A 17,569-nucleotide genomic window follows, 5' to 3' on the forward strand; every position below is an offset into this window, starting at 1 on the left:
TGCGCTGAACGGCGGGGTCGCGGTCCGTGGTCGCGCTGTGGCATGGTGCGGTCGTGAGTGAGACGGGGCAGACGGATCGGGTGACGGCAGTGCCGGACAAGCTGAATCAGTGGCATGACTTCCGCAAGAGCGTGGCGCTGGTGTCGATGGTGCTGTTCTTCTTGTGCCTGGTCGGCCTGGGCTTCCTGGCCTATCAACTGGTCATCGTTGGTGACGACCGTGGAGTCTTCAACCCGTGGTCATTCTTGCGATTCATGTCGGTGACGGTGCCGCTAGGTGTGGCTGCGGTGACGGGCGTCGGCGTCTTCCGGGCCGTTAACAACGCCGAGTCGAAGCGGCGTGGCCGGATCATGTCCCTCGCGCTGCTCGTCGCCGCGGTCATGCTCGTTGTGACCGGCGTTATCAAGGATCGCCTGTCGTGAGCTTCTCGGTTGAGCCGAGCGCCCTGGAGCGCGCCGCTTCCCGCCTCACCGAGGCGAGCCTCGACGCCCAGGCCGCCAAGGCGTACACGCTCAAGCACACCGACATGCCCGTGCAGGGTCAAGGGCTGCTCAGCGAGGTATGGCCTGCGCACCAGCTGCTTCTCGACGCGATGAACAAGCGGCTCGCTCACCTGGTCGAGCTGCTGGAGAAGTCCCGGGACGCGCTCCAGGGCACTGCGGACTACTACCGGTACACGGACGCCGGCAATGCGGCCCGGCTGGACGCCACCTACCCGACGGTTGACCGCAGCGGTTACGAGGTGCCTGGCGGGCGCCCGTTGAGTGGGAACCTGCCGTGATCGAGCCGATCGACTTCCTGGTCGAGCCTGGCGAGCCAGACGCTTCCATGACCAAGGGTTTCGTCAACCCGATCGGCATTCTGGACGCTATCTCCATCTCCCACTGGGTCAACCAGATCATCAAGGACGTCGCCGGCTACGACGTCATCGGCACCATCACCAACGTCTTCGTCGGCGACTGGCAGAGCTTCTACAAAGCGGGTGACGCCTACGGCAACCTCGGCCAGAGCCTGCAAGCCCTCGGCCAGAACGTCAGCTTGACCGCCTCGCAGATGGACCATCAGTGGGACGGACAGGCCGCCGACGCCGCCTTCGTCCACCTCCGCAAACTCGCGACGGCAACCGTCGAGCAGAACGTCGTCCTGACCCAGATCGAGGAGAACTACCACGAAGCCGCCCGGGCCATCTGGCTCCTAGCCGACATGATCGGCGGCCTCATCAAGATGATGATCGACAAGGCCATCATCATCGGCGTCAGCGCCGCCGCAGGGACCGCGCTCATCGAGACCGGCGTTGGCGCCGTCGCCGGCTACGGCATCGCCGCCTGGCAAGCCACCGAGCTGGTCAAGAAGGTCAACGACGCCGCACTGAAGATTCAAGCCGGCGGCACCGCCATCCTCAGCTTCTTCAGCTTCATCAAGACTCTCGCCGAACAAGGCGGCGACCTGTCCAAGGTTCCCCTGCCAGACCGGCCCTACGTCAGCCCGGTGCTCCATGACGCGGCCTGACTCCGAACCCGAGCGGCAGTTCCTCGGCCTCACCGAAGGCGACCCCGGCCTCGCCAAGCTCGTCCACGCCAGCCTCACCCGCCTCCGCGACGGTGCCGCTGGCGACGACCTCCAGGAACTAGCCCGCGACATCCTCGCCGGCCGCACCGACCTCCGACAAATCGCCGCCACCGACGCCTACGGCGGAGAACTCCTCGACCGCTTCCACCGCTTCAGGGACTGGGAACAGAACCTCGACCCAGACGAGCGGCAACGCCTCGCCGACGAAGCGGCTGAACTCGCCGCAGGTCAAGGCATCCGCGATCAGCAGTAGAGGCCGCTAGTGAGGGATCCGCTGTCGTGCTCGGCATCGGCGAGGATGACTACGACGTTGCTCAGTAGTGGGCGTAAACGCCGGCGCCCAGGAACTCACGGGGAGGGAAGTCGTCCAGGGCGGCACGCTCCAAGCGCTCGCGCAACACCTTTTGAAGGTTCGCGAGCGCCAGCGGGTCGATCACCTCAAGCTGTCGAGCCTGATCACGTCTCGTCGGGCAACACCGGCCGCCAGAATGGGACCGACACCCGGGATGGCTTGGATCGCGGTGTAGCCGACGTGCCCGGCGAGTCTGGTCCGGACCGGCCCACCAACGACGCCGATCTCGACCGCGTCGATCAGTCGACACAGCGAGGCAACCCGACCGCGGTATGCCCCGCAGGCGAGGCTTCTCCGACGTGCCTCGGCTGGGCTGTCGGAGCTGGTGGTCATCTTGTCTGCGACCACGTTCAATGTGCAGCGTGCTTCTCCCGCAACGCCCCGGCCGACGGTCTCCACTGCCCGCAGGGTCCCTACGGGCCCTTCAATGATCTCGACGAACAGGCCGAGCAGCAGCGAATTGCGCACGAGCGGTCCATCCGTCATTCGTCCGCCCTTCAGCCGTTCGCTTCGTCGCCGCTTCCGAGAGCATCCCTGACACGGCAGTCAGGCTGACCGTGGGTCCACTGCTGTACCGGCCCCGAGCGCGGCGATAGCGATCCGGGCCAGGGCCGCTGACCTGCGTCTGAGTGGGCCGCCAGGGACTCGAACCCTGAACCTATGGATTAAAAGTGGCCAAAATAGAACAAAGTCTCCCGAATGCTCAACGGTGATCGAGCCGGGTCTTGCTGTCCAGACTCCGGCCGCTCTGTCCGGCCGCGTTTGCGCTGGTGCGGGCCGCGCGTACGGAGCGTGACAGGGTTGTTTGTGGCCCGGGCAGGCCGAGACCCGGGGTTCGGGTCGGTAGTCCGTCCTGTGTCGGGGACATCCGAGCACCCGTGGAGCGCCCGCCTCCTGCGCCTATCAGTGCGAACACATGCATCCTGTGTGGACTCGTCGGGCGTGGTGGTGTGTGACATCCTGTTGCCGTTGGGGAGCGAGTGTGCATGTGTTGTCCGCGCCGACTGGTCACGCCGATGCGCTGTTGTTCGCCGCCGAGGTGACCGAGGCGCGACCCGCCTCGCGCACGGCGAGCACGGCGAGAAGTTGCTGAAGGATCCATATCTGCGCGAACGGCTGGATCACCAGAGTGACTGGTCGTGGTGCGACAACCGCCAGGATGCCGACCTGGCCGCGGGCGGGGCGCTGCCCGCGACGGTCGACGACTCGCTCGCCGGCATGCGTTGGCCCTGCCATACCAGGTAGGGCGGGCGCATCAGTGTTGGCCTGACGTCGACGTGCGGCTGGCGAGCCTGGCTGCCGCGCTGCGGTTCGCCGTCGAGGCCACCGAGCGGGCCTGGCCGCATCGGCTGCACACGGTCCTGACCCCGTGGGTACGCCAGCGCCTCGCCGCGGTGTTGGCACCTGCTGAGCGGATGGAGGGCCTGGGCACCTTGGCGCCCCGGGTGCGCCGGGCGGTCACGCTGGCGCGGCACTACCGGTCGGTGCGGTTCACTGGACGGGCCGGCCGCCGGCGGGGCGGTGATGGTGCCTCTGGTGATCTTGCGGTGCTTGCCGTTCGACGGCTACGCCACGAATCCGGTGCCGTCGTTCGCGCTGCACCTGTATGGTTTGGATTTTGGCTGCGGGACGCGGGGCGGGGGAGTTGACGGTCGCGTTCGGCGCCACGAGTGCCTTGTTGGTGTATCCCGTCACGGTTACCGACAGTGTGCCGGAGCTGCCCGCCGACGTGGTCGACAGGCGACTGACACGGTCTGGGTCATGGAAGTGGCCGCAAAGGCGGGCGCCGCCCAGCACGGCGGCGTCGAAGCCGATCGGTGCTTGGGGTGGTGGAGCGGCGCGGCTGCCGCGTCGATGGCGTCGAGCGTGTGCCAGCAAGGGTCGATGGCGCGGCGTAGCTGTTGGGAGTTGTTGACGTACCAGGCGTGTTCGGTAGGTGTCCAGGGGTAGTGGCCTTCGGCGGTGACGGCGGTCGCGAATGCAGGCGGGCGCCGCCAGAACGGAACGCGTGTCGCGCGCTGGCGTCATAGTGAGCGGGCGGCAGCGGCGCGCAACTCGGCCGCGATGGCTTCCTTGAGTTCCTTGTGGCGAGGGCCGAGGGCATGCTCTGGTGCGTCTCGAATGCCTGGGTCGTACCGCCATACCGGCCCGTTCCGCCAGGGCGCCGGTTCCCAGGTGTAGCGCGGGTGGATGTGGGCGTGCAGGTGGTGCCAGGAGTTACCAAGGATCTCGTAGTTGATCCGGTGAACCGCGGGGTCTCGACGGCTGGTCACCTTGAGGACGGCCTCACCTAACAGGCTCATGTCCGTCAGGAACTCGGTTCGCTGCCGCAGAGGCAGGTCGGTGAGATGGTCTGCCTTACCGGCGTATAGCAGAAGCGCGTAGCCGGGAAGATGCTGGGTGTCACCCATGACGGCCCAACCAGTCCGCATTCGGGTGATCACCGTAGGGTTTTCGCCACGTTCGGCGGCACCGATTCGGTCGTTGCGCCAGTCGGGCGGTGTTGAGGTGGTCACGGGGACCACCGTAATCGATCTCCACGGTTACGCTGCTGGCATGGTGGGGATCGGTGAGATCGTTAAGCTCATGGAGATCGCCGACGGCCAGTGGGGGCAGGTGACCGCCGAACAAGCCGGGCGAGTGGGGGTTCCTGAGGCGGCGTTGGCCGAACTCGAAGCCCTCCGCGTGACCGAGCCGGTGATCGACGGAGTGGTTCGCTTACGTGCTGGCGGACGGCATCCGATGCCGCGGCTGTACGCCGCGTGGCTCCGGCTGGCCCCGGAGACGCCGGGGTGGGAAAGGTCCCTGCCGGGCAGCGGAGTGGTGTCACACCGCTCCGCGGTGCGCCTATACCGACTCGGAGACCTGCCCGGTGATCATCCGCAGTTCACGGTTGGTGTGGGTGTCGCGGCGCCGGGCGGCCGCACACATGGAGCGGATCTGGCCCCAGGGTCGTGGCAGTGGGTGGACGGCCTGCCGGTCACCACGCCGGCGCGGACTCTGTTCGACCTGGCCGATGCCGAGCCGTTGGACATCACAGAATTGCAGTCGCTGGTCCGCGGATTCGTTCTGGGCGGATGGGCGACGGTCGAGGATCTCACGGCGGAACTCAGCCTCGCCGGACGTCGCCGGTGGGTTCCGCTGCTGGAGGCACTCCAGACCGAGACGACGCAGTCATGACCGCCGATATTGGCACCACCGAGGCGTTTCGGGACGCCTTTCCCACCTGGAGAGACCTGCGGGCCCACGTTGCGGCGGTGGCCCGGTATCCCGAGTACAACGAGGACCGGGCACTGCACCAGATCTTGATGGCGGACATCACCACGCGTTTGTCTACACAGGGGGAGTGGCTGCTGCTCGGCTCGCTAAGCCTGCCGGCACGGGTACCCGTGAACTTACCGGTGCCGGGCGATCTACGAGTCGAAGGCGTTTCTGACATCGATCAGGCATATCTGCTGCCGAGAACAGCCTTCGACCTTGACCTCTACGCGGCTGGTGTGGCTCGGCAACTGGACACCGGCGACACCGGTGTCGGGTATGGCGCCGGTGTCCGCGCAGCCCTCGCCGCCGTCACGGCGCCTGCCGGGCGCCCCGCAGCCGAGTCTGGCCGTGGTTTGCACGGCTTGGTGGCGTATCTCCCCGGCAACCTGCGGCAGCACGACAACGGCCAGGTCATGGGCACGATCATCGCCCAGCCAATAGATCCCCGCTACAGCACCGGAAGCCTGCACCCAGTCGATGATCCGATCACCATCGAGATCGACATCAAGCCGCCTAGCAAGATTTCCTTCCCAGGAGAGCCCGAGGCTTCCACCAGGCCGATCACCGCGCTCACCTTGCCGGGATTTCACCCCGTGCAGCCGCGCCTCTACCCGGTAGCTGACCAACTCGGCGACAAGCTCTGCCTGCTTGCCGGGCCACCGGTCAGCTTGCGCAACGCTCCGGCTGGCCCCTGGCACCGGTACAAGGACCTGGTCGACTCGTACTTCCTCATCCGGACGACGCCTATGGTCGCGGCGGAGGTCAGGCGATCGCTGGAGACGAACTGGAATCTGCGTCGTCTGGATCCGCCCGTCCTGCCGCACCCCTACCGCGTCTACGGGCAAGCCCCCGTGCCCGCCGGGGAACCCGAGATTCCATGGCGCGAAGGCTGCGCCAACCTGGTCAAGAGCAATCCACAACTGGTCCGGTACCCCGGCTTCGAAGCCATGGTGGCCGATGTCGGCCGCTTCGTCGACACAGTCCCGGATACCCCTGGCGCCGTCTGGAACCCGGAGCGAGGGTGGCAATCGTCCAGAGGCTTGGGAGCGGCGGCACGGGCCTTTCCCCAGCCGATGCGAAAGGTGATGGGCGCTCCGACGGCCGCCACACCAGAGGATTCCCGAAGTACCCGGCCGCAACAGCAACGCAACCCGGGCTGGGAATCACCCTCCCGTTGAGTCAACTCCTGATCCCCGGCGGCGGACGATTGCTGCCCGCTCGCCTTGGCATGATCGCCGGGCCGTCAGTGATGCTCCGGAATCAACTGCCGGCGTCGTCGGTTAGTTGAGCGAGCACCTCGGCGGGAGCCGGCTGGACGGGCAGGGGCGTCGGGTCGTGATGCTTGTCTGGCCCGCATCGGTTGAACGGCCCGTACTCTGGACTGAGCGCGGCGAGGTGTGGGTCGAGGTGGTGGCGCCAGCAGATCGCGGGGGCTGACGGCCCAGCGGTAGGCGGCGAGGTCGTCCCGGCAGGACACGGTCGCCGCGAGGAGCAGGTTTGCGACCAGCTCTTCGGAGCTGGGTCGAAGAAGGCGTCGCGCTGGACGCCGGGCTCGCGTTCGACGGCGGCGAAGTGCTCGCTGCCCTCGGCGGCCGTTCACGACGGTGGCGCCGACCAGGACAGCACCTCGCGCCGTTCAGCATTTGACAGCGTTCGGACCCGGGAGACGGCGTCGAGTTCCTGCTCCGAGCAGGGGCCGATCATCAGCACCGCGGAGCGTTCGGCGAAGCCTCTGGCTTTGGCCCGGTCGTGGGCGGTGGGCAGTGCTTCCAGGTCGGCCAGGGAGTGGGTGATGAACGCGGTGCCGGTGCCCTTCTGCCGGTTGAGCCGGGTCAGGCCGTCGGCGCGGTCGACCAGGCCGTGCCCGACGCGCAGCGCCCGCCACAGCTCGTCGAGGACGGTGAAGAAGGTGCGGGCCGGGGCCAGGCCGAGGTCGGCCATCAGGTGCGCGGCTTCCACCTGGGCGAACCCGTAGGACCAGGTCGACAGCAGGGTCGCGGCGGTGCGCAGCTCGTCGGTGTCGTCGATGCCGGAGATGTCCACGCACACGGCGGGGGTGTCGAGCCGGATCACGGTGGTGGTCTGGCCCTCGAAGGTGTCGCCGAGCGGGCCGTGCAGCAGCGCCAGCAGCGTGCGGTGCAAGGCGGCGGTGTCCTCCCGGAACCGGGGGATGTCCTCGTCGGCCTGCCAGAGGGTGACGGCGCGGACCTCCGACGGGGCGTCGCGGATGACGCGCAGGACGTCGGAGAGCACCGGCGGGGTGTCGGTCTCCCGTTCGGCGAGGTAACGCAGCGCCGCGGCCAGGACGGTGGTCTCATCTGAGGTGACGGGTCCACGCCGGATGAGGGTGGCCAGGGCGACCAGCATGTTCAGCCGCCGGTCGGTGACCGCCGCGCGCACGACGGCGCCGGTGCGCTCGTCGACCGGTCGAGGACCTGCCGCCACGGGCCGGCGTCGAGGGGGTTGATCCGGTCCAGGCCGGGCCCGACCCGCAGCACCTGCCCGCCGAGCGCGCGGACCAGGTGCGCGTAGTCGGGTTTCAGGTCGCCGAGGATCAGCGGGGTCACGCCCTGCGCGGTCAGGCCGAGGACCATCCGCCGCACGGCGGTGGACTTGCCCATGCCGGGCTCGCCCTCGATCCACACGGACGGGTTGTTGATCAGTCGGGCGCGTGTGTACCAGGAGATCGGGTCGAAGCACACGGCGCTGCCGGTGTAGAGGTGCCGGCCGACCGGCACGCCGATCATCGGCGTGGAGGCGCCGGTGCCGAACGGGAACAGGCCGCAGACCTGCACAGTGGTGCCCCGGTACTCCGTCGGCGGTTCGATGTAGGACCACGCTCCGCCGCCCGGCCCGGTGTAGCCGAGGCGGCCGGGCCTGCGGCCGGCTGGTCGGCGCGGCGGGGGAGGGGTGCTGTTGCGCGGGCTGTTGGTCATGCCGGCGTCCTCAGAAGGGGATCGTGGCGTGGGTGGGCAGGACCACGCCGGCGGGCAGGCCGGCGGCGAACCCGGCGGCCTGGCAGCCGTACATCGGGCGCAGCACCAGGCGGGCCTCGCCGGCGCGGGCCTGGATGACGCCGGTGGCCTCGTCGAGCTGCTTCTCGTCGGCGACGGTGGCGGTGACCAGCACGGTGAACCGGGTGACGCCGGCGCCGGCGGCCTCCTCTTCGGCGGCCTGCTCGGCGGCGGCCAGGTCGGTCAGGTCGCGGGCGCTGGGCCGGTGCTTCTTGCCGGCGAGGAACCGGGCGTCGCGCTTGTCGGACTCGACCAGCCGGGCCGCCTCGCCGGGGGAGTAGGGCCGGTAGATCATGGTGACCCGTTTGCGCAGCAGTTGCGGGTCCGGGTCGGTCAGCCGGGCGAACAGCCGCGAGTACACCACCCCACGCGGTGCCTCGACCATGCACCAGGTGCGGGAGACCCCGGAGTCGTGCCGGTAGGAGTCCCAGCTCTCCCGGGTGGCCACCGGCCCGGCCTGCGTCCAGTTCGGGGTGAGCTGCGGCTCGCGGGCGAGGTCCAGGGCGGCGGCCGGGTCGTACGCGGCGCGCACCACGGCGGCGAGGCTGCGCGCGGACATCGGCACGATGCCTGAGCCGGTGGCGCCGGTCAGGCCGGCGTGCAGGTTCGGCAGCCGAGCGGCGACCTCCCGGCACACGTCCTCATGCGACATCGACCGGCCGGGCGGGGCGGTGTAGGTCAGCGACACCCGGGTGTCGACGGTCGCCGACCCAGCCGGGTACGACTGCACGACGTCGTTGAGGACCTGCAGGGCCAGCGACGGCGCGTCCGGCCGGGACGTGGCGGCCACCTCGGCGGCCAGCCGGGTGCCCGGGTCCGGTGTGGGCTCGACGGTGTCCTGCGCCTGCACGAGCTGAGGCTCCCGGGACAGGGCCGCCAGCCAGGACGCCAGGTGCCCGACGCGGGCGTCGATGACGGCCTGGTCGACCAGGTCCATCCCCTCCGGGGCGCAGCGCAGGGTGACGGTGTAGTGCCGGCTCTGCGGCACCACGACCACGGCCACGACCCCGGACCGGCCGGTCTCCACCTCGTACACCTCGGAGCGGGCCAGCACCCCGGGTAGCTGGTGGGCGGCGGTGACCTTGGAGGCCACCCCGGAGACGTAGATGTGGTGGCGGCGGGACCGGGCCAGCCACCACGCCACCCGCGCGGTGATGACCTGAAACCCGGTACGCCCGTTGACCCGCACCGCCAGCGGGGCCAGGACCAGCAGACCGGTGACCGCGGTGACCAGCGCCGCGAGGGTGGACACCGGCAGCAACGCGGCGGCGAGCACCATGACCAGGAACGCGGCGATCGTGCCGACCGGGCCGAGCCCGAACAGCCCGGCACCACGGCCGAGCCGCCAGTTGCCATAGGTGCGCTGCTGCTCGACGGGACGTTCCCGTACCCCGGTGCTCATCCGCTCTCACCGTCCACCGCTCCGGATGCCGTCCCGCCGACCTTGCGCACAACCGTCGGCCCGGCCTTCGCCGCCGCCACCCCGGCACCCGCGGCGAGACCGCCGGGGCCGGCCGCGGCGGTGCCCGCACCCGCTGCCCCGCCAGCGGCGGCGGTCGTGCCGCCAGCGGCGCCCGCCTGCGTACCGGCGGTGCCCGTTCCCGTGGCCGCAGGGCCTGCCGCGCCGGCCGCGCCGCGGCCGGCGCTTTCGCCGGTGGGGCGGGGCGCCGGCACGGGCGTGGACGGGGCCGCTCCACCTGGCCGGCCCGAATCGCCGCCCCCGCTGCCTCCGCCGTTGGACCGGCCGCCGCTGTTGCCGGCCAGGCGTACCGCGCCGGTGGCGACCTGCCCGGCGGCGGTCGCGGCCGCTACCGCGATTCCGCTGGACCCGCCGGTCGACATGACCGCCACCGCTGGCGCGATCAGCCGCATCAGGGCGGGCAACGCCACGATGGCCATGGCGAACATCACCATGCCGGTCAGCAGATCGGTCAGGGTCTGCCCCTCACCGATGAGCCAGAACACTGCCGCGTAGATCGTCGCCGCGGCCGGCTTGTAGAGCACCAGGGCGAGCAGCCACGTCAGGTACCGGCTACGCACGGAGCCTCCGACCGCGGCGGCTACCGGCAGCAGCCCGGCCAGCAGCACCAGACCGGCGTTGCGGGCCAGCAGCAACAGCAACTGCACCATCGTCGACAGGAACATCACGATCGAGATGCCGATCACCATCAACGGCGACAACTGGCCGATCGCGCCGCCGGCCGGGGCCAGCAGCAGCAGCCGTTTACCGAGGTTCCCGTTGGCGGAGGCGTCGAGGATCCAGTTCGAGTACAGGTCACCGATCTCGACGAGGGTTTGCACCGCCGGCACGCCGGCGACGGTGATCACGACCAGCATCACGAGGTTCTTGCCGAACGTGCTGGCTTCCCGTCCGTTGCGTTCCAGGGCCATCTTGATGGCCGCGACCAGCACCGCACCGACCGCGATCGCCGCGACCGCCCAGTTCGTGTACTCGCGCAGGTAGCCCACGGCCCCTTCGCAGGCGAGCTTCCCGGCGTCGTCGAGCCGGCAGGCATCAGACGTCTTCGGCGTATCGATGGCCAGCCAGCCGGCGACCAGCGTCTCCAGCATCTCCGCGGCGGCCTTGGACGCCTGCTCCGCCAGTTCGTCAAGGAACCGACCGGCGGTGTTGTCGATGATGCTGCCCGCGACATGGCAGGTCAGGTCGATTGGAGGGCACTCGGGCATCTATCGTGCCCCCCACTCGACGACGCCGGTGAGGTCGCTCGTGACGCGGTTGACGGAGGCCCATGCGCCTCCTGGAGGTGCCTGCATCCGCCAGTCACCGTCACGCCACAGCAGGGTGAGCGACAGCACGTGGTAGCGCGGAGTGCCGGCGGATGGCGCGCGGAGCACCAACCCGATCACGGCGGTGTCTGGGGTGTAGGACTGGTAGCTGAACCCGGCGATCTGACTCTGTGCCCCGGAATCGGCTGGCCTGCTGTCACTGGCTCGGTGTTCGGCCAACAGCCGGTCCCGATCGGCGCTCGGGACGAACTGCCGCTCGGTGGTGGGTTCCCAGTACTCCCGGCCGAGGGAGTAGCTGGACCTCATGCCGATCTGCGCGGCGGCGATCAGGGCGCCTTCAGGGGTGTGCGCGAAGCCGGACGCGGTGGTGCCGGTGACCTGCGTGGGGCCGGCGGTGGCGCTGACCGGTACGGCGAGCGGGCCGACCAGCTCCCACCGCACCCCGGCCGGTGCGGTGGTCGGCACGGCGGTGGGCAGCGCCTGCTGCGGGCCGCTCTGCGCCGGGGCCGGGTTCGACGGCGGGGTACCGTCAGCGACGTCGCTGCCATCACCGTCGGGGCCGAGGACGGCGACCAGCAGCCCGGCGATGATGACGATCAGCACCAGGGCGGCGGAGGCGATGAAGCTGGGCCGCGTCCACGGCGGACGGTCGGCGAAGTCCTGAGTCGGGCGCGCCATCACGCGTTCCTCCTAGATCAGTGCGGAGACCACCGCGGACGCGCTTCCGATGAGCATGCAGGCGGCGAACACCCACCCGAGTTGGGAGACGTTGGTGTCGTCGCCGCGGCGGTGCGCCAGGGCCATCTTCGCCGCGGTGTAGAGCAGTCCGCCGACGCAGGCGGCGGTGGCCAGGTAGGCGATCCACCGCAGGATGGTGAGGACCTTCTCGCCGACCTCGGGCGGTGCCTCGCCGCTACCCGGGTCCGGCACCGCGCCGCGACTGATGTCCAGGCGAGGTGTAGCTGATCCAGATGGTCGAGCAGGCTCATCGTTTCCCTTCCCAGGATGGTCGCGCCGTCTGTGTTTGCACCGTCTGCCAGATTGCGTTGCGTAGCGCCTCGACCTCGGGGGGAGCGCCGACACTGCGCGGGTCGTCGGCGGCGAGCAGCGCGTCGACCCAGCCGACGCGCCAGATCTGCGGCGCCCATCCGCGCAGCAGTTGCAGCCGTTCGGTGGCGATGCGCGGGGGCCGCCGCGGCGACGCCGCGACTGCGACCACCCCGAGCACTTTCATCGGGCCGGTCATGCCGGCGCGGCGGCGCCACTGCTCGATCGCGCCGGTCGCCGCCCAGGCACCCTGGGCTGACGCACGGCAGACCAGGACCACGTTCGCCGGCGGCATCGCGGGCGTCAGCAGCGGCCAGGCGCGGCCGAAATCGACGCCGTAGCCGACGAGGCGGGCCAGGGTGCTCGTACCGGCGCCGCCGTGGCACCCGACCCACCACACCGGAGGCCACGCGTCGAGATTCTGCGGAATCATCGCGACGGGCAGCTCCGGGGCGGGACCGGGGCGCGTACGGGACGCCGCAACGGCAGCTGGCTTCACCGGGGGCCCCGCGAGCGCGTGCAGCGTTTCCTCGGCACCCCGCTGCCTCCCCCATGTCACAAGGTCACCGACGAGTACTCGACAGTAGCACTGCGTTTCCGAATGGATCTATGGTGATTGCTCCTGCACGACAGGACGCGGGCGGCACCACGGGGGAGGCGTCGACATGGCACGCAGAGCGTCGGGATCCGCGCGCACCGATCACATGGGTAAATCGGTGCGGGCGGCCTGCCGCATGGTTCTCGCCTTGGTAGTGGCCGGCTGCGCGCCCGGCGGTGCGCCGGATTTGCCCAACCCGGATCGCAGCGGCCCGGTCTACCCCACGGTCGACGTCAGTAACGGAGTGCCGTCGTCGGCGGGCGAGCAGCCGGGCGGGGACGCCCACGGCCAGGACCGGCCGCCCGCGGCCCCGCCGCCGCCGGCGCAGGCCGCGCCTGTGGCGGCGGCGTTCGCGGCGGCGTGGGCGCGTCCCGACCTACCGCCTGATGTGTGGTGGCGGGGCGTCGCGTCGAGCTGCGACGAGGGGTTCGCCCGCGCGCTACGCACCGTCGACCCGGCGCGGGTGCCGGCGACCCGGGTGACCGGCCGCCTGGTGGTCAAGCAGGCGCCGACCGGCGGCGCGGCGGTGTACGAGGTGCCCACCGACGCGGGGACGCTGACCGTCACGCTCGCCGGCGTCGGCGGGCGATGGGTGGTCACTGGCAACGACTTCACCCGGTCGGTGACCCGGTGAACCGCAGGCCGCTCGCGCTGGCCGCGGCGGTGCTGGCGGCCGTCATGCTGCTGTGCGGCGGCATGGTCGGGCTGCCGCTGCTGATGTTCGGCCAGTCGGAGGCGGAAGCGGCGGCGTGCGAGGTGCCGTCACTGCCAGGATCATCGCCGATCCCGGGGACCGGCTCGTGGGGCAGCGTCGAGACGACGAACGCGGCTACCATCGTCGCGGTCGGACGGCAGCGCCAGGTGCCGCCGCGCGGCTATGTCATCGCGTTGGCGACCGCGATGCAGGAGTCCACGCTGCGCAACCTGGCCAACGCGAAGGTGCCCGAGTCGCTGAGCCTGCCGCACGAGGGCGTGGGCCGGGACCACGACTCGGTCGGGCTGTTCCAGCAGCGCCCCGGGTGGGGCAGCGTTCGCGAGCGGATGACGCCCACCTACGCGGCGGGGAAGTTCTACGAGGCGCTGCTGCGCGTCGGCGGCTGGCAGCGGATGCGGCTGACCGACGCGGCGCAGGCCGTGCAGCGCTCCGGCCTGCCCGAGGCGTACCAGAAGTGGGAGGACGACGCCGAGCAGCTCGCCGCCCGGGTGCTCGGCCTGCCGAGCATCGACGATATCGGCGGCGGCGCGCCGACGGCGCCGTGCGGCACCGACGACCTGGGGCCGGTGCCGGTCGGACCGGGCGGCTGGGTGCAACCGATTCGGGCCATCGTCGGCAGCGGCTTCGGCCCGCGCGGCCGCAGCTTCCACGCCGGCGTGGATATGTCGAAGGCCGACGTGCGGGGTGACCCGATCCGGGCAGCCTCGTCCGGTGTGGTGGAGCAGGTCAAGTGCGACTGGTACACGACGTGCGACCGTGACGGGAACACCAGTTAGCGTGGGTGCGGCTGGTACGTCGACATCCGGCACGCGGGCAATACCGTAACCCGGTACTGCCACATGATTCAGCGGCCCGAGGTGTCCATCGGCCAGCAGGTCGCGGCCGGAACGGTCATCGGGTTCGTGGGCAACAGCGGCGGCAGCTCCGGGCCGCACCTGCACTTCGAGGTGCACGTCAACGTGCCGCCCGGTCCGTACCACGCCGACCGCAGCAACGCCGTCGACCCGGAGCGGTTCATGCGCGCCCAGGGTGCTCCGCTCGGAGTAGGCAGGTGACCGCCCCGGGCACGACGGCCTCCCCGCGGCAGCGGAGGAGGCCGTCGACGTGCCAGCGAGGAGCCGCGGCTACGGGTGTGCGGCGGCGGCGTCGACCGCGGTGGGCGGCGTCGCCGGGCCGGCCCGGACTCCGGCGCGTCCAGGCCGAGCTTGGCCAGGTCGTCAGCGGTCCAGCCGCCCTGCAGGGCCGCCCTGTACCGCTCGGTGTAGCGGGCATTGGCCTCGCGCAGCGCGTCGGCGAGCTGGTCACGTTCGTGATTGGGCCGCCGGACCGGCGGCCCGATCACGCGCCGAGCCGGGTTCGGCCTCACGTGGGGCCCGATGGTCGACCGGGAGATGCAGCGGTGAGGAGACGGGGAGAGGTAGTGGCGGACAACGAGATGGCCGAGATCCACCAGCGGGCCACCGCAGCGGTCGCCGCTGCGATCCAGGCCGCCGGTCAACTGGCGCAGGTGCTCATCGACGCCCGCATCGCCCAACTGCAGCGGGCCGCTCGGAACAGCGAGGACCAGGCCCGCCAGATCCGCGCCCGGGTCCGCGCGGCGCAGCAGGCCGACGCGGCGATCTGGCGGCCGGCGACCAGCCCGTCGTGGTGGCGCCACGCGTCGGCCGACGACATCGCCCTCGCTTGGCGAGCCAGCGCCGGGTGGGCGGCCGTCGACCCCCGGGCGAGCGAGGCCCAGCGCGTCATGGCCGAGCGGCTCGCCGAGCGCGGGTTACGTGTCGAGCCGGCGGCCGGGGGCCGGCCTGGAGACGCGACGTGGCTGTCGGACCAACTCGATCGCGCCGCCCTCGACGACGGCGACCGGACGCCCGATCCCCGGCCGGATCCGGAGGAGGCCGGCGAGCGGCGCCGCACAGCACAGCAGGGCCAAGAGGAGATGGCGATCTACGTCCGAGAGGTCTGGACCGCCGACCGAGCCGAGCGGGTCATGGGATCGGCGGCGTGGCCGGCGCTGGCGTACAAGCTCGACCAGTTGAAACGCGCCGGCCACGACGTCCGCGACCTCCTGCGGCAGGTGCCCGGCTTCGTCGACCGGGCCCACATCCCCGCCGCGTACGCGTTCCGGGTAGTCGACGATTACGCCGCAGATGTCTGCCAGGCCGTCGCGGGGGAAGGCGCTGGCGTCGAGACGCAGCGCGCCGAGGAACGCGCCTCGGTCACCCTCGAAGGGGAGTGGCGGGAAACCGGCAGCAACGCCTCGGGCGCCGACGACGCGCCCGCCCGGAATGCCCGAGCCGGCGCCGGGCGGGCCTCCGCCGGAGTTGCCGAGCACAATGTGCGTGCCGCCCAGCTTGCCACGCGCGCGTTCCCGACGTCGACCAAGTCCGCCGTCGCGGACACTACGGCGGCGGCCCCGAGGGTGACCGGGGGGCAGCAGAGATGGGCACGGTCAGCAGCGCCGCCAGTTTCCACACAGATTGCGGGCCGATAGCCTCACCGTGCGGGGCACTGGCGACAGCAATTCAGATCCCGGTTCCGACTACATCCGTTCGGGGGTCCGGATGCCGAGCAGGTAGAGGCCCTGCTGGAGCACTCGGGCGGTCAGGTCGCAGAGCACCAGCCGGCTCTCCTGGACCGGCCCGTCGGACCGCAGCACCGGGCAGCGTTCGTAGAACGCGCTGAACGCGGCGGCCAGCCGGTACAGGTATCCGGCCAGGTGGTGGAACTCCAGGTGGTCCGCCACGTCGGTGACCACCCCGCCGAAGCCGACCAGCTCGAACGCGAGCGCCCGCTCGGCCGGCTCGGCCAGCGAAATCACCGCGCCCGGCTGAGCCGTCACCCCGGCGCGCCGGAAGATCGACCGGATCCGGGCGTACGCGTACTGGAGGTAGGGCGCGGTGTTGCCGTCCAGCGAGAGCATCCGCTCCCAGTCGAGCACGTAGTCCTTGTGCCGGTCGCTGGACAGGTCGGCGTACTTGACCGCGCCGATGCCGACTGCGCGGCCCACTTCGGCCGCCTCCGCCTTGCCCAGGTCCGGGTTCCGCTCGCGGGCCAGCGCGGTGGCCCGGGCTACTGCTTCCTCCAGCAGCCCGACCAGCTTCACCGACTGGCCGGCCCGGCTGCGCAGCATCCGCCCGTCCGGCCCGAGAATCGACCCGAACCCGACGTGCTCGGCCCGGGCCGGCGGGGCCAGCCAGCCGGCCTGCGCGGCTGCGGCGTACACCATGTCGAAGTGCCGCCGCTGCGGCAGCCCGACCACGTAGAGCAGTCGGGTCGCGCCCAGCGTGCCGGTCCGGTGCCGGATCGCCGCCAGGTCGCTGGCCGGGTAGCCGTATCCGCCGTCGGACTTGCGCACGATCAACGGCAGCGGCTCGCCGTCGCGGCCTACCGAGCCGGGCGGGAACACGCAGGCCGCGCCCTCGCTGTCCCGGAGCAGCCCGAGCCGGTCCAGGTCCTCGACCACCGGGCCGAGCAGGTCGTTGTAGCTGCTCTCACCGTGGAAGTCCCGCTCGGTGAGGGCCACGTCGAGCAGGTCGTACACGGTCAGGAAGTAGCGCTCGGACTGCTCCACCAGCAGCCGCCACAGCCGCAACGTCGCCGGATCACCGCCCTGCAAGGCCACCACCCGCAGCCGGGACCGCTCGCGGAACGCCTCGTCGGCGTCGAACTTGGCCCGGGCCGCCTTGTAGAACGAGTCCAGGTCGCCCATGGACAGCTCCTGCACCGCCTCGGCCTCACCCAGGTCGACCAGGTGCTCGATCAGCATGCCGAACGGTGTGCCCCAGTCACCCAGGTGGTTGGCCCGCAGCACCCGGTGCCCCAGCCACTCCAGCAGCCGGGCCGCCGCGTCGCCGATCACCGTCGACCGCAGGTGCCCGACGTGCATCTCCTTCGCCACGTTCGGCGCCGAGTAGTCGACCACCACCGTCTCCGGCTCGGCCACCACCGGCACCCCGAGCCGCGGGTCGGTGGCCAACGCGGCAACCAGCCCGGCCAAAGCCTCGTCGGCGACGGTCAGGTTGAGAAAGCCCGGCCCGGACACCTCCGCCACGGTGCAAAGGTCGGCCAGGTCCGCGCGGTCCAGCACCTCGGCGGCGATCGCCCGCGGCGGCCGGCCGAGCCGCCGGGCCAGCGCCAACGCCGCGTCGGACTGGAAGTCCGCGCGCTGCGAGCGCCGCACGACCGGGTCCACCGGTACGCCGGCCACCGTCTCGAACGCCGGCGCCAGCCGGTCGGTCAGCAGTTTCTCCAGATCCATGGGTACG

The 17,569-nt window shown here is 70.9% G+C and carries 20 protein-coding genes and 1 pseudogene; 9 read left to right on the forward strand and 12 right to left on the reverse strand.

What is annotated here, in order from left to right; all coding sequences use genetic code 11:
- Positions 1–53 precede the first annotated feature (53 nt).
- Genes AB0873_RS16390 through AB0873_RS16405 form a run of 4 tightly spaced genes read left to right on the forward strand, consistent with a single transcriptional unit; the run spans position 54 to position 1,822 of the window.
- On the forward strand, positions 54–422 hold the full coding sequence (locus AB0873_RS16390; protein ID WP_366600571.1) for a hypothetical protein: 369 nt from the start codon (positions 54–56) through the stop codon (positions 420–422).
- The gene (locus AB0873_RS16395; protein ID WP_366600572.1) at positions 419–781 is read left to right on the forward strand and encodes a hypothetical protein; all 363 of its coding nucleotides are present in this window, start codon (positions 419–421) and stop codon (positions 779–781) included. The genes AB0873_RS16390 and AB0873_RS16395 overlap by 4 nt, the downstream gene beginning before the upstream one ends.
- The gene (locus AB0873_RS16400) at positions 778–1,509 is read left to right on the forward strand and encodes a hypothetical protein (RefSeq protein ID WP_366600573.1); all 732 of its coding nucleotides are present in this window, start codon (positions 778–780) and stop codon (positions 1,507–1,509) included. Before AB0873_RS16395 ends, AB0873_RS16400 begins: the two co-directional genes overlap by 4 nt.
- Positions 1,496–1,822, forward strand: a complete 327-nt coding sequence (locus AB0873_RS16405) for a hypothetical protein (RefSeq protein WP_155329380.1) — start codon at positions 1,496–1,498, stop codon at positions 1,820–1,822. Before AB0873_RS16400 ends, AB0873_RS16405 begins: the two co-directional genes overlap by 14 nt.
- Before the next feature lie 61 nt (positions 1,823–1,883).
- On the opposite strand, the gene AB0873_RS16410 is transcribed toward AB0873_RS16405, so the two are convergent.
- The 3 genes from AB0873_RS16410 to AB0873_RS16420 all read right to left on the reverse strand — a co-directional run bounded on the left by AB0873_RS16410 (position 1,884) and on the right by AB0873_RS16420 (position 4,437).
- Positions 1,884–2,006, reverse strand: coding sequence for a hypothetical protein (locus AB0873_RS16410; RefSeq protein WP_366600574.1), 123 nt, complete (start codon positions 2,004–2,006; stop codon positions 1,884–1,886).
- The gene (locus AB0873_RS16415; RefSeq protein WP_366600575.1) at positions 2,003–2,389 is read right to left on the reverse strand and encodes a hypothetical protein; all 387 of its coding nucleotides are present in this window, start codon (positions 2,387–2,389) and stop codon (positions 2,003–2,005) included. The genes AB0873_RS16410 and AB0873_RS16415 overlap by 4 nt, the downstream gene beginning before the upstream one ends.
- Positions 2,390–3,945: 1,556 nt before the next feature.
- Positions 3,946–4,437, reverse strand: coding sequence for an HIT domain-containing protein (locus AB0873_RS16420; RefSeq protein WP_366600576.1), 492 nt, complete (start codon positions 4,435–4,437; stop codon positions 3,946–3,948).
- Positions 4,438–4,477: 40 nt separating this feature from the next.
- Between AB0873_RS16420 and AB0873_RS16425 the strand changes: the two genes are divergently transcribed.
- Positions 4,478–5,101: a hypothetical protein gene (locus tag AB0873_RS16425; RefSeq protein WP_366600577.1), complete on the forward strand. Its 624-nt coding sequence runs from the start codon at positions 4,478–4,480 to the stop codon at positions 5,099–5,101.
- Complete coding sequence (locus AB0873_RS16430) at positions 5,098–6,360, forward strand: hypothetical protein (protein WP_366600578.1); 1,263 nt, start codon at positions 5,098–5,100, stop codon at positions 6,358–6,360. The genes AB0873_RS16425 and AB0873_RS16430 overlap by 4 nt, the downstream gene beginning before the upstream one ends.
- Before the next feature lie 82 nt (positions 6,361–6,442).
- On the opposite strand, the gene AB0873_RS16435 is transcribed toward AB0873_RS16430, so the two are convergent.
- From AB0873_RS16435 to AB0873_RS16470, 8 genes are all read right to left on the reverse strand, one after another.
- Entirely contained in the window at positions 6,443–6,607 is a 165-nt protein-coding gene (locus tag AB0873_RS16435) for a DUF4913 domain-containing protein (protein WP_366600684.1), read from the reverse strand.
- A 171-nt stretch (positions 6,608–6,778) separates the two neighbouring features.
- Positions 6,779–7,582 carry a hypothetical protein gene (locus tag AB0873_RS16440; protein ID WP_366600579.1) on the reverse strand — a complete coding sequence of 268 codons (804 nt, stop codon included), beginning with the start codon at positions 7,580–7,582 and terminating at the stop codon, positions 6,779–6,781.
- The gene (locus AB0873_RS16445) at positions 7,552–8,118 is read right to left on the reverse strand and encodes a hypothetical protein (RefSeq protein ID WP_366600580.1); all 567 of its coding nucleotides are present in this window, start codon (positions 8,116–8,118) and stop codon (positions 7,552–7,554) included. The genes AB0873_RS16440 and AB0873_RS16445 overlap by 31 nt, the downstream gene beginning before the upstream one ends.
- 10 nt (positions 8,119–8,128) lie before the next feature.
- Positions 8,129–9,598, reverse strand: coding sequence for an SCO6880 family protein (locus AB0873_RS16450; RefSeq protein ID WP_366600581.1), 1,470 nt, complete (start codon positions 9,596–9,598; stop codon positions 8,129–8,131).
- Positions 9,595–10,884 carry a hypothetical protein gene (locus AB0873_RS16455; RefSeq protein ID WP_366600582.1) on the reverse strand — a complete coding sequence of 430 codons (1,290 nt, stop codon included), beginning with the start codon at positions 10,882–10,884 and terminating at the stop codon, positions 9,595–9,597. The genes AB0873_RS16450 and AB0873_RS16455 overlap by 4 nt, the downstream gene beginning before the upstream one ends.
- A complete protein-coding gene (locus AB0873_RS16460; RefSeq protein WP_366600583.1) occupies positions 10,885–11,622 on the reverse strand; it encodes a hypothetical protein in 738 nt (245 codons plus the stop codon). It lies immediately after the preceding gene.
- A gap of 12 nt (positions 11,623–11,634) precedes the next feature.
- Positions 11,635–11,874 carry a hypothetical protein gene (locus AB0873_RS16465; protein ID WP_366600584.1) on the reverse strand — a complete coding sequence of 80 codons (240 nt, stop codon included), beginning with the start codon at positions 11,872–11,874 and terminating at the stop codon, positions 11,635–11,637.
- A gap of 55 nt (positions 11,875–11,929) precedes the next feature.
- The gene (locus AB0873_RS16470; protein WP_366600585.1) at positions 11,930–12,424 is read right to left on the reverse strand and encodes a hypothetical protein; all 495 of its coding nucleotides are present in this window, start codon (positions 12,422–12,424) and stop codon (positions 11,930–11,932) included.
- A 352-nt stretch (positions 12,425–12,776) separates the two neighbouring features.
- Between AB0873_RS16470 and AB0873_RS16475 the strand changes: the two genes are divergently transcribed.
- From AB0873_RS16475 to AB0873_RS16485, 3 genes and pseudogenes are all read left to right on the forward strand, one after another.
- On the forward strand, positions 12,777–13,223 hold the full coding sequence (locus AB0873_RS16475) for a hypothetical protein (RefSeq protein WP_366600586.1): 447 nt from the start codon (positions 12,777–12,779) through the stop codon (positions 13,221–13,223).
- Positions 13,178–14,359 (forward strand): annotated as a pseudogene (locus AB0873_RS16480) (M23 family metallopeptidase). The gene AB0873_RS16475 and the pseudogene AB0873_RS16480 overlap by 46 nt, the downstream one beginning before the upstream one ends.
- Positions 14,360–14,724: 365 nt before the next feature.
- Positions 14,725–15,795: a hypothetical protein gene (locus tag AB0873_RS16485; RefSeq protein ID WP_366600587.1), complete on the forward strand. Its 1,071-nt coding sequence runs from the start codon at positions 14,725–14,727 to the stop codon at positions 15,793–15,795.
- Between the two features lie 48 nt (positions 15,796–15,843).
- Here the strand turns inward: AB0873_RS16485 and argS are convergent, their stop codons facing one another.
- Positions 15,844–17,562: an arginine--tRNA ligase gene (gene argS, locus AB0873_RS16490; RefSeq protein ID WP_366600685.1), complete on the reverse strand. Its 1,719-nt coding sequence runs from the start codon at positions 17,560–17,562 to the stop codon at positions 15,844–15,846.
- Positions 17,563–17,569: the final 7 nt, after the last annotated feature.

The organism is Micromonospora sp. NPDC047707, from assembly GCF_040704235.1.
Lineage (GTDB): Bacteria > Actinomycetota > Actinomycetes > Mycobacteriales > Micromonosporaceae > Micromonospora.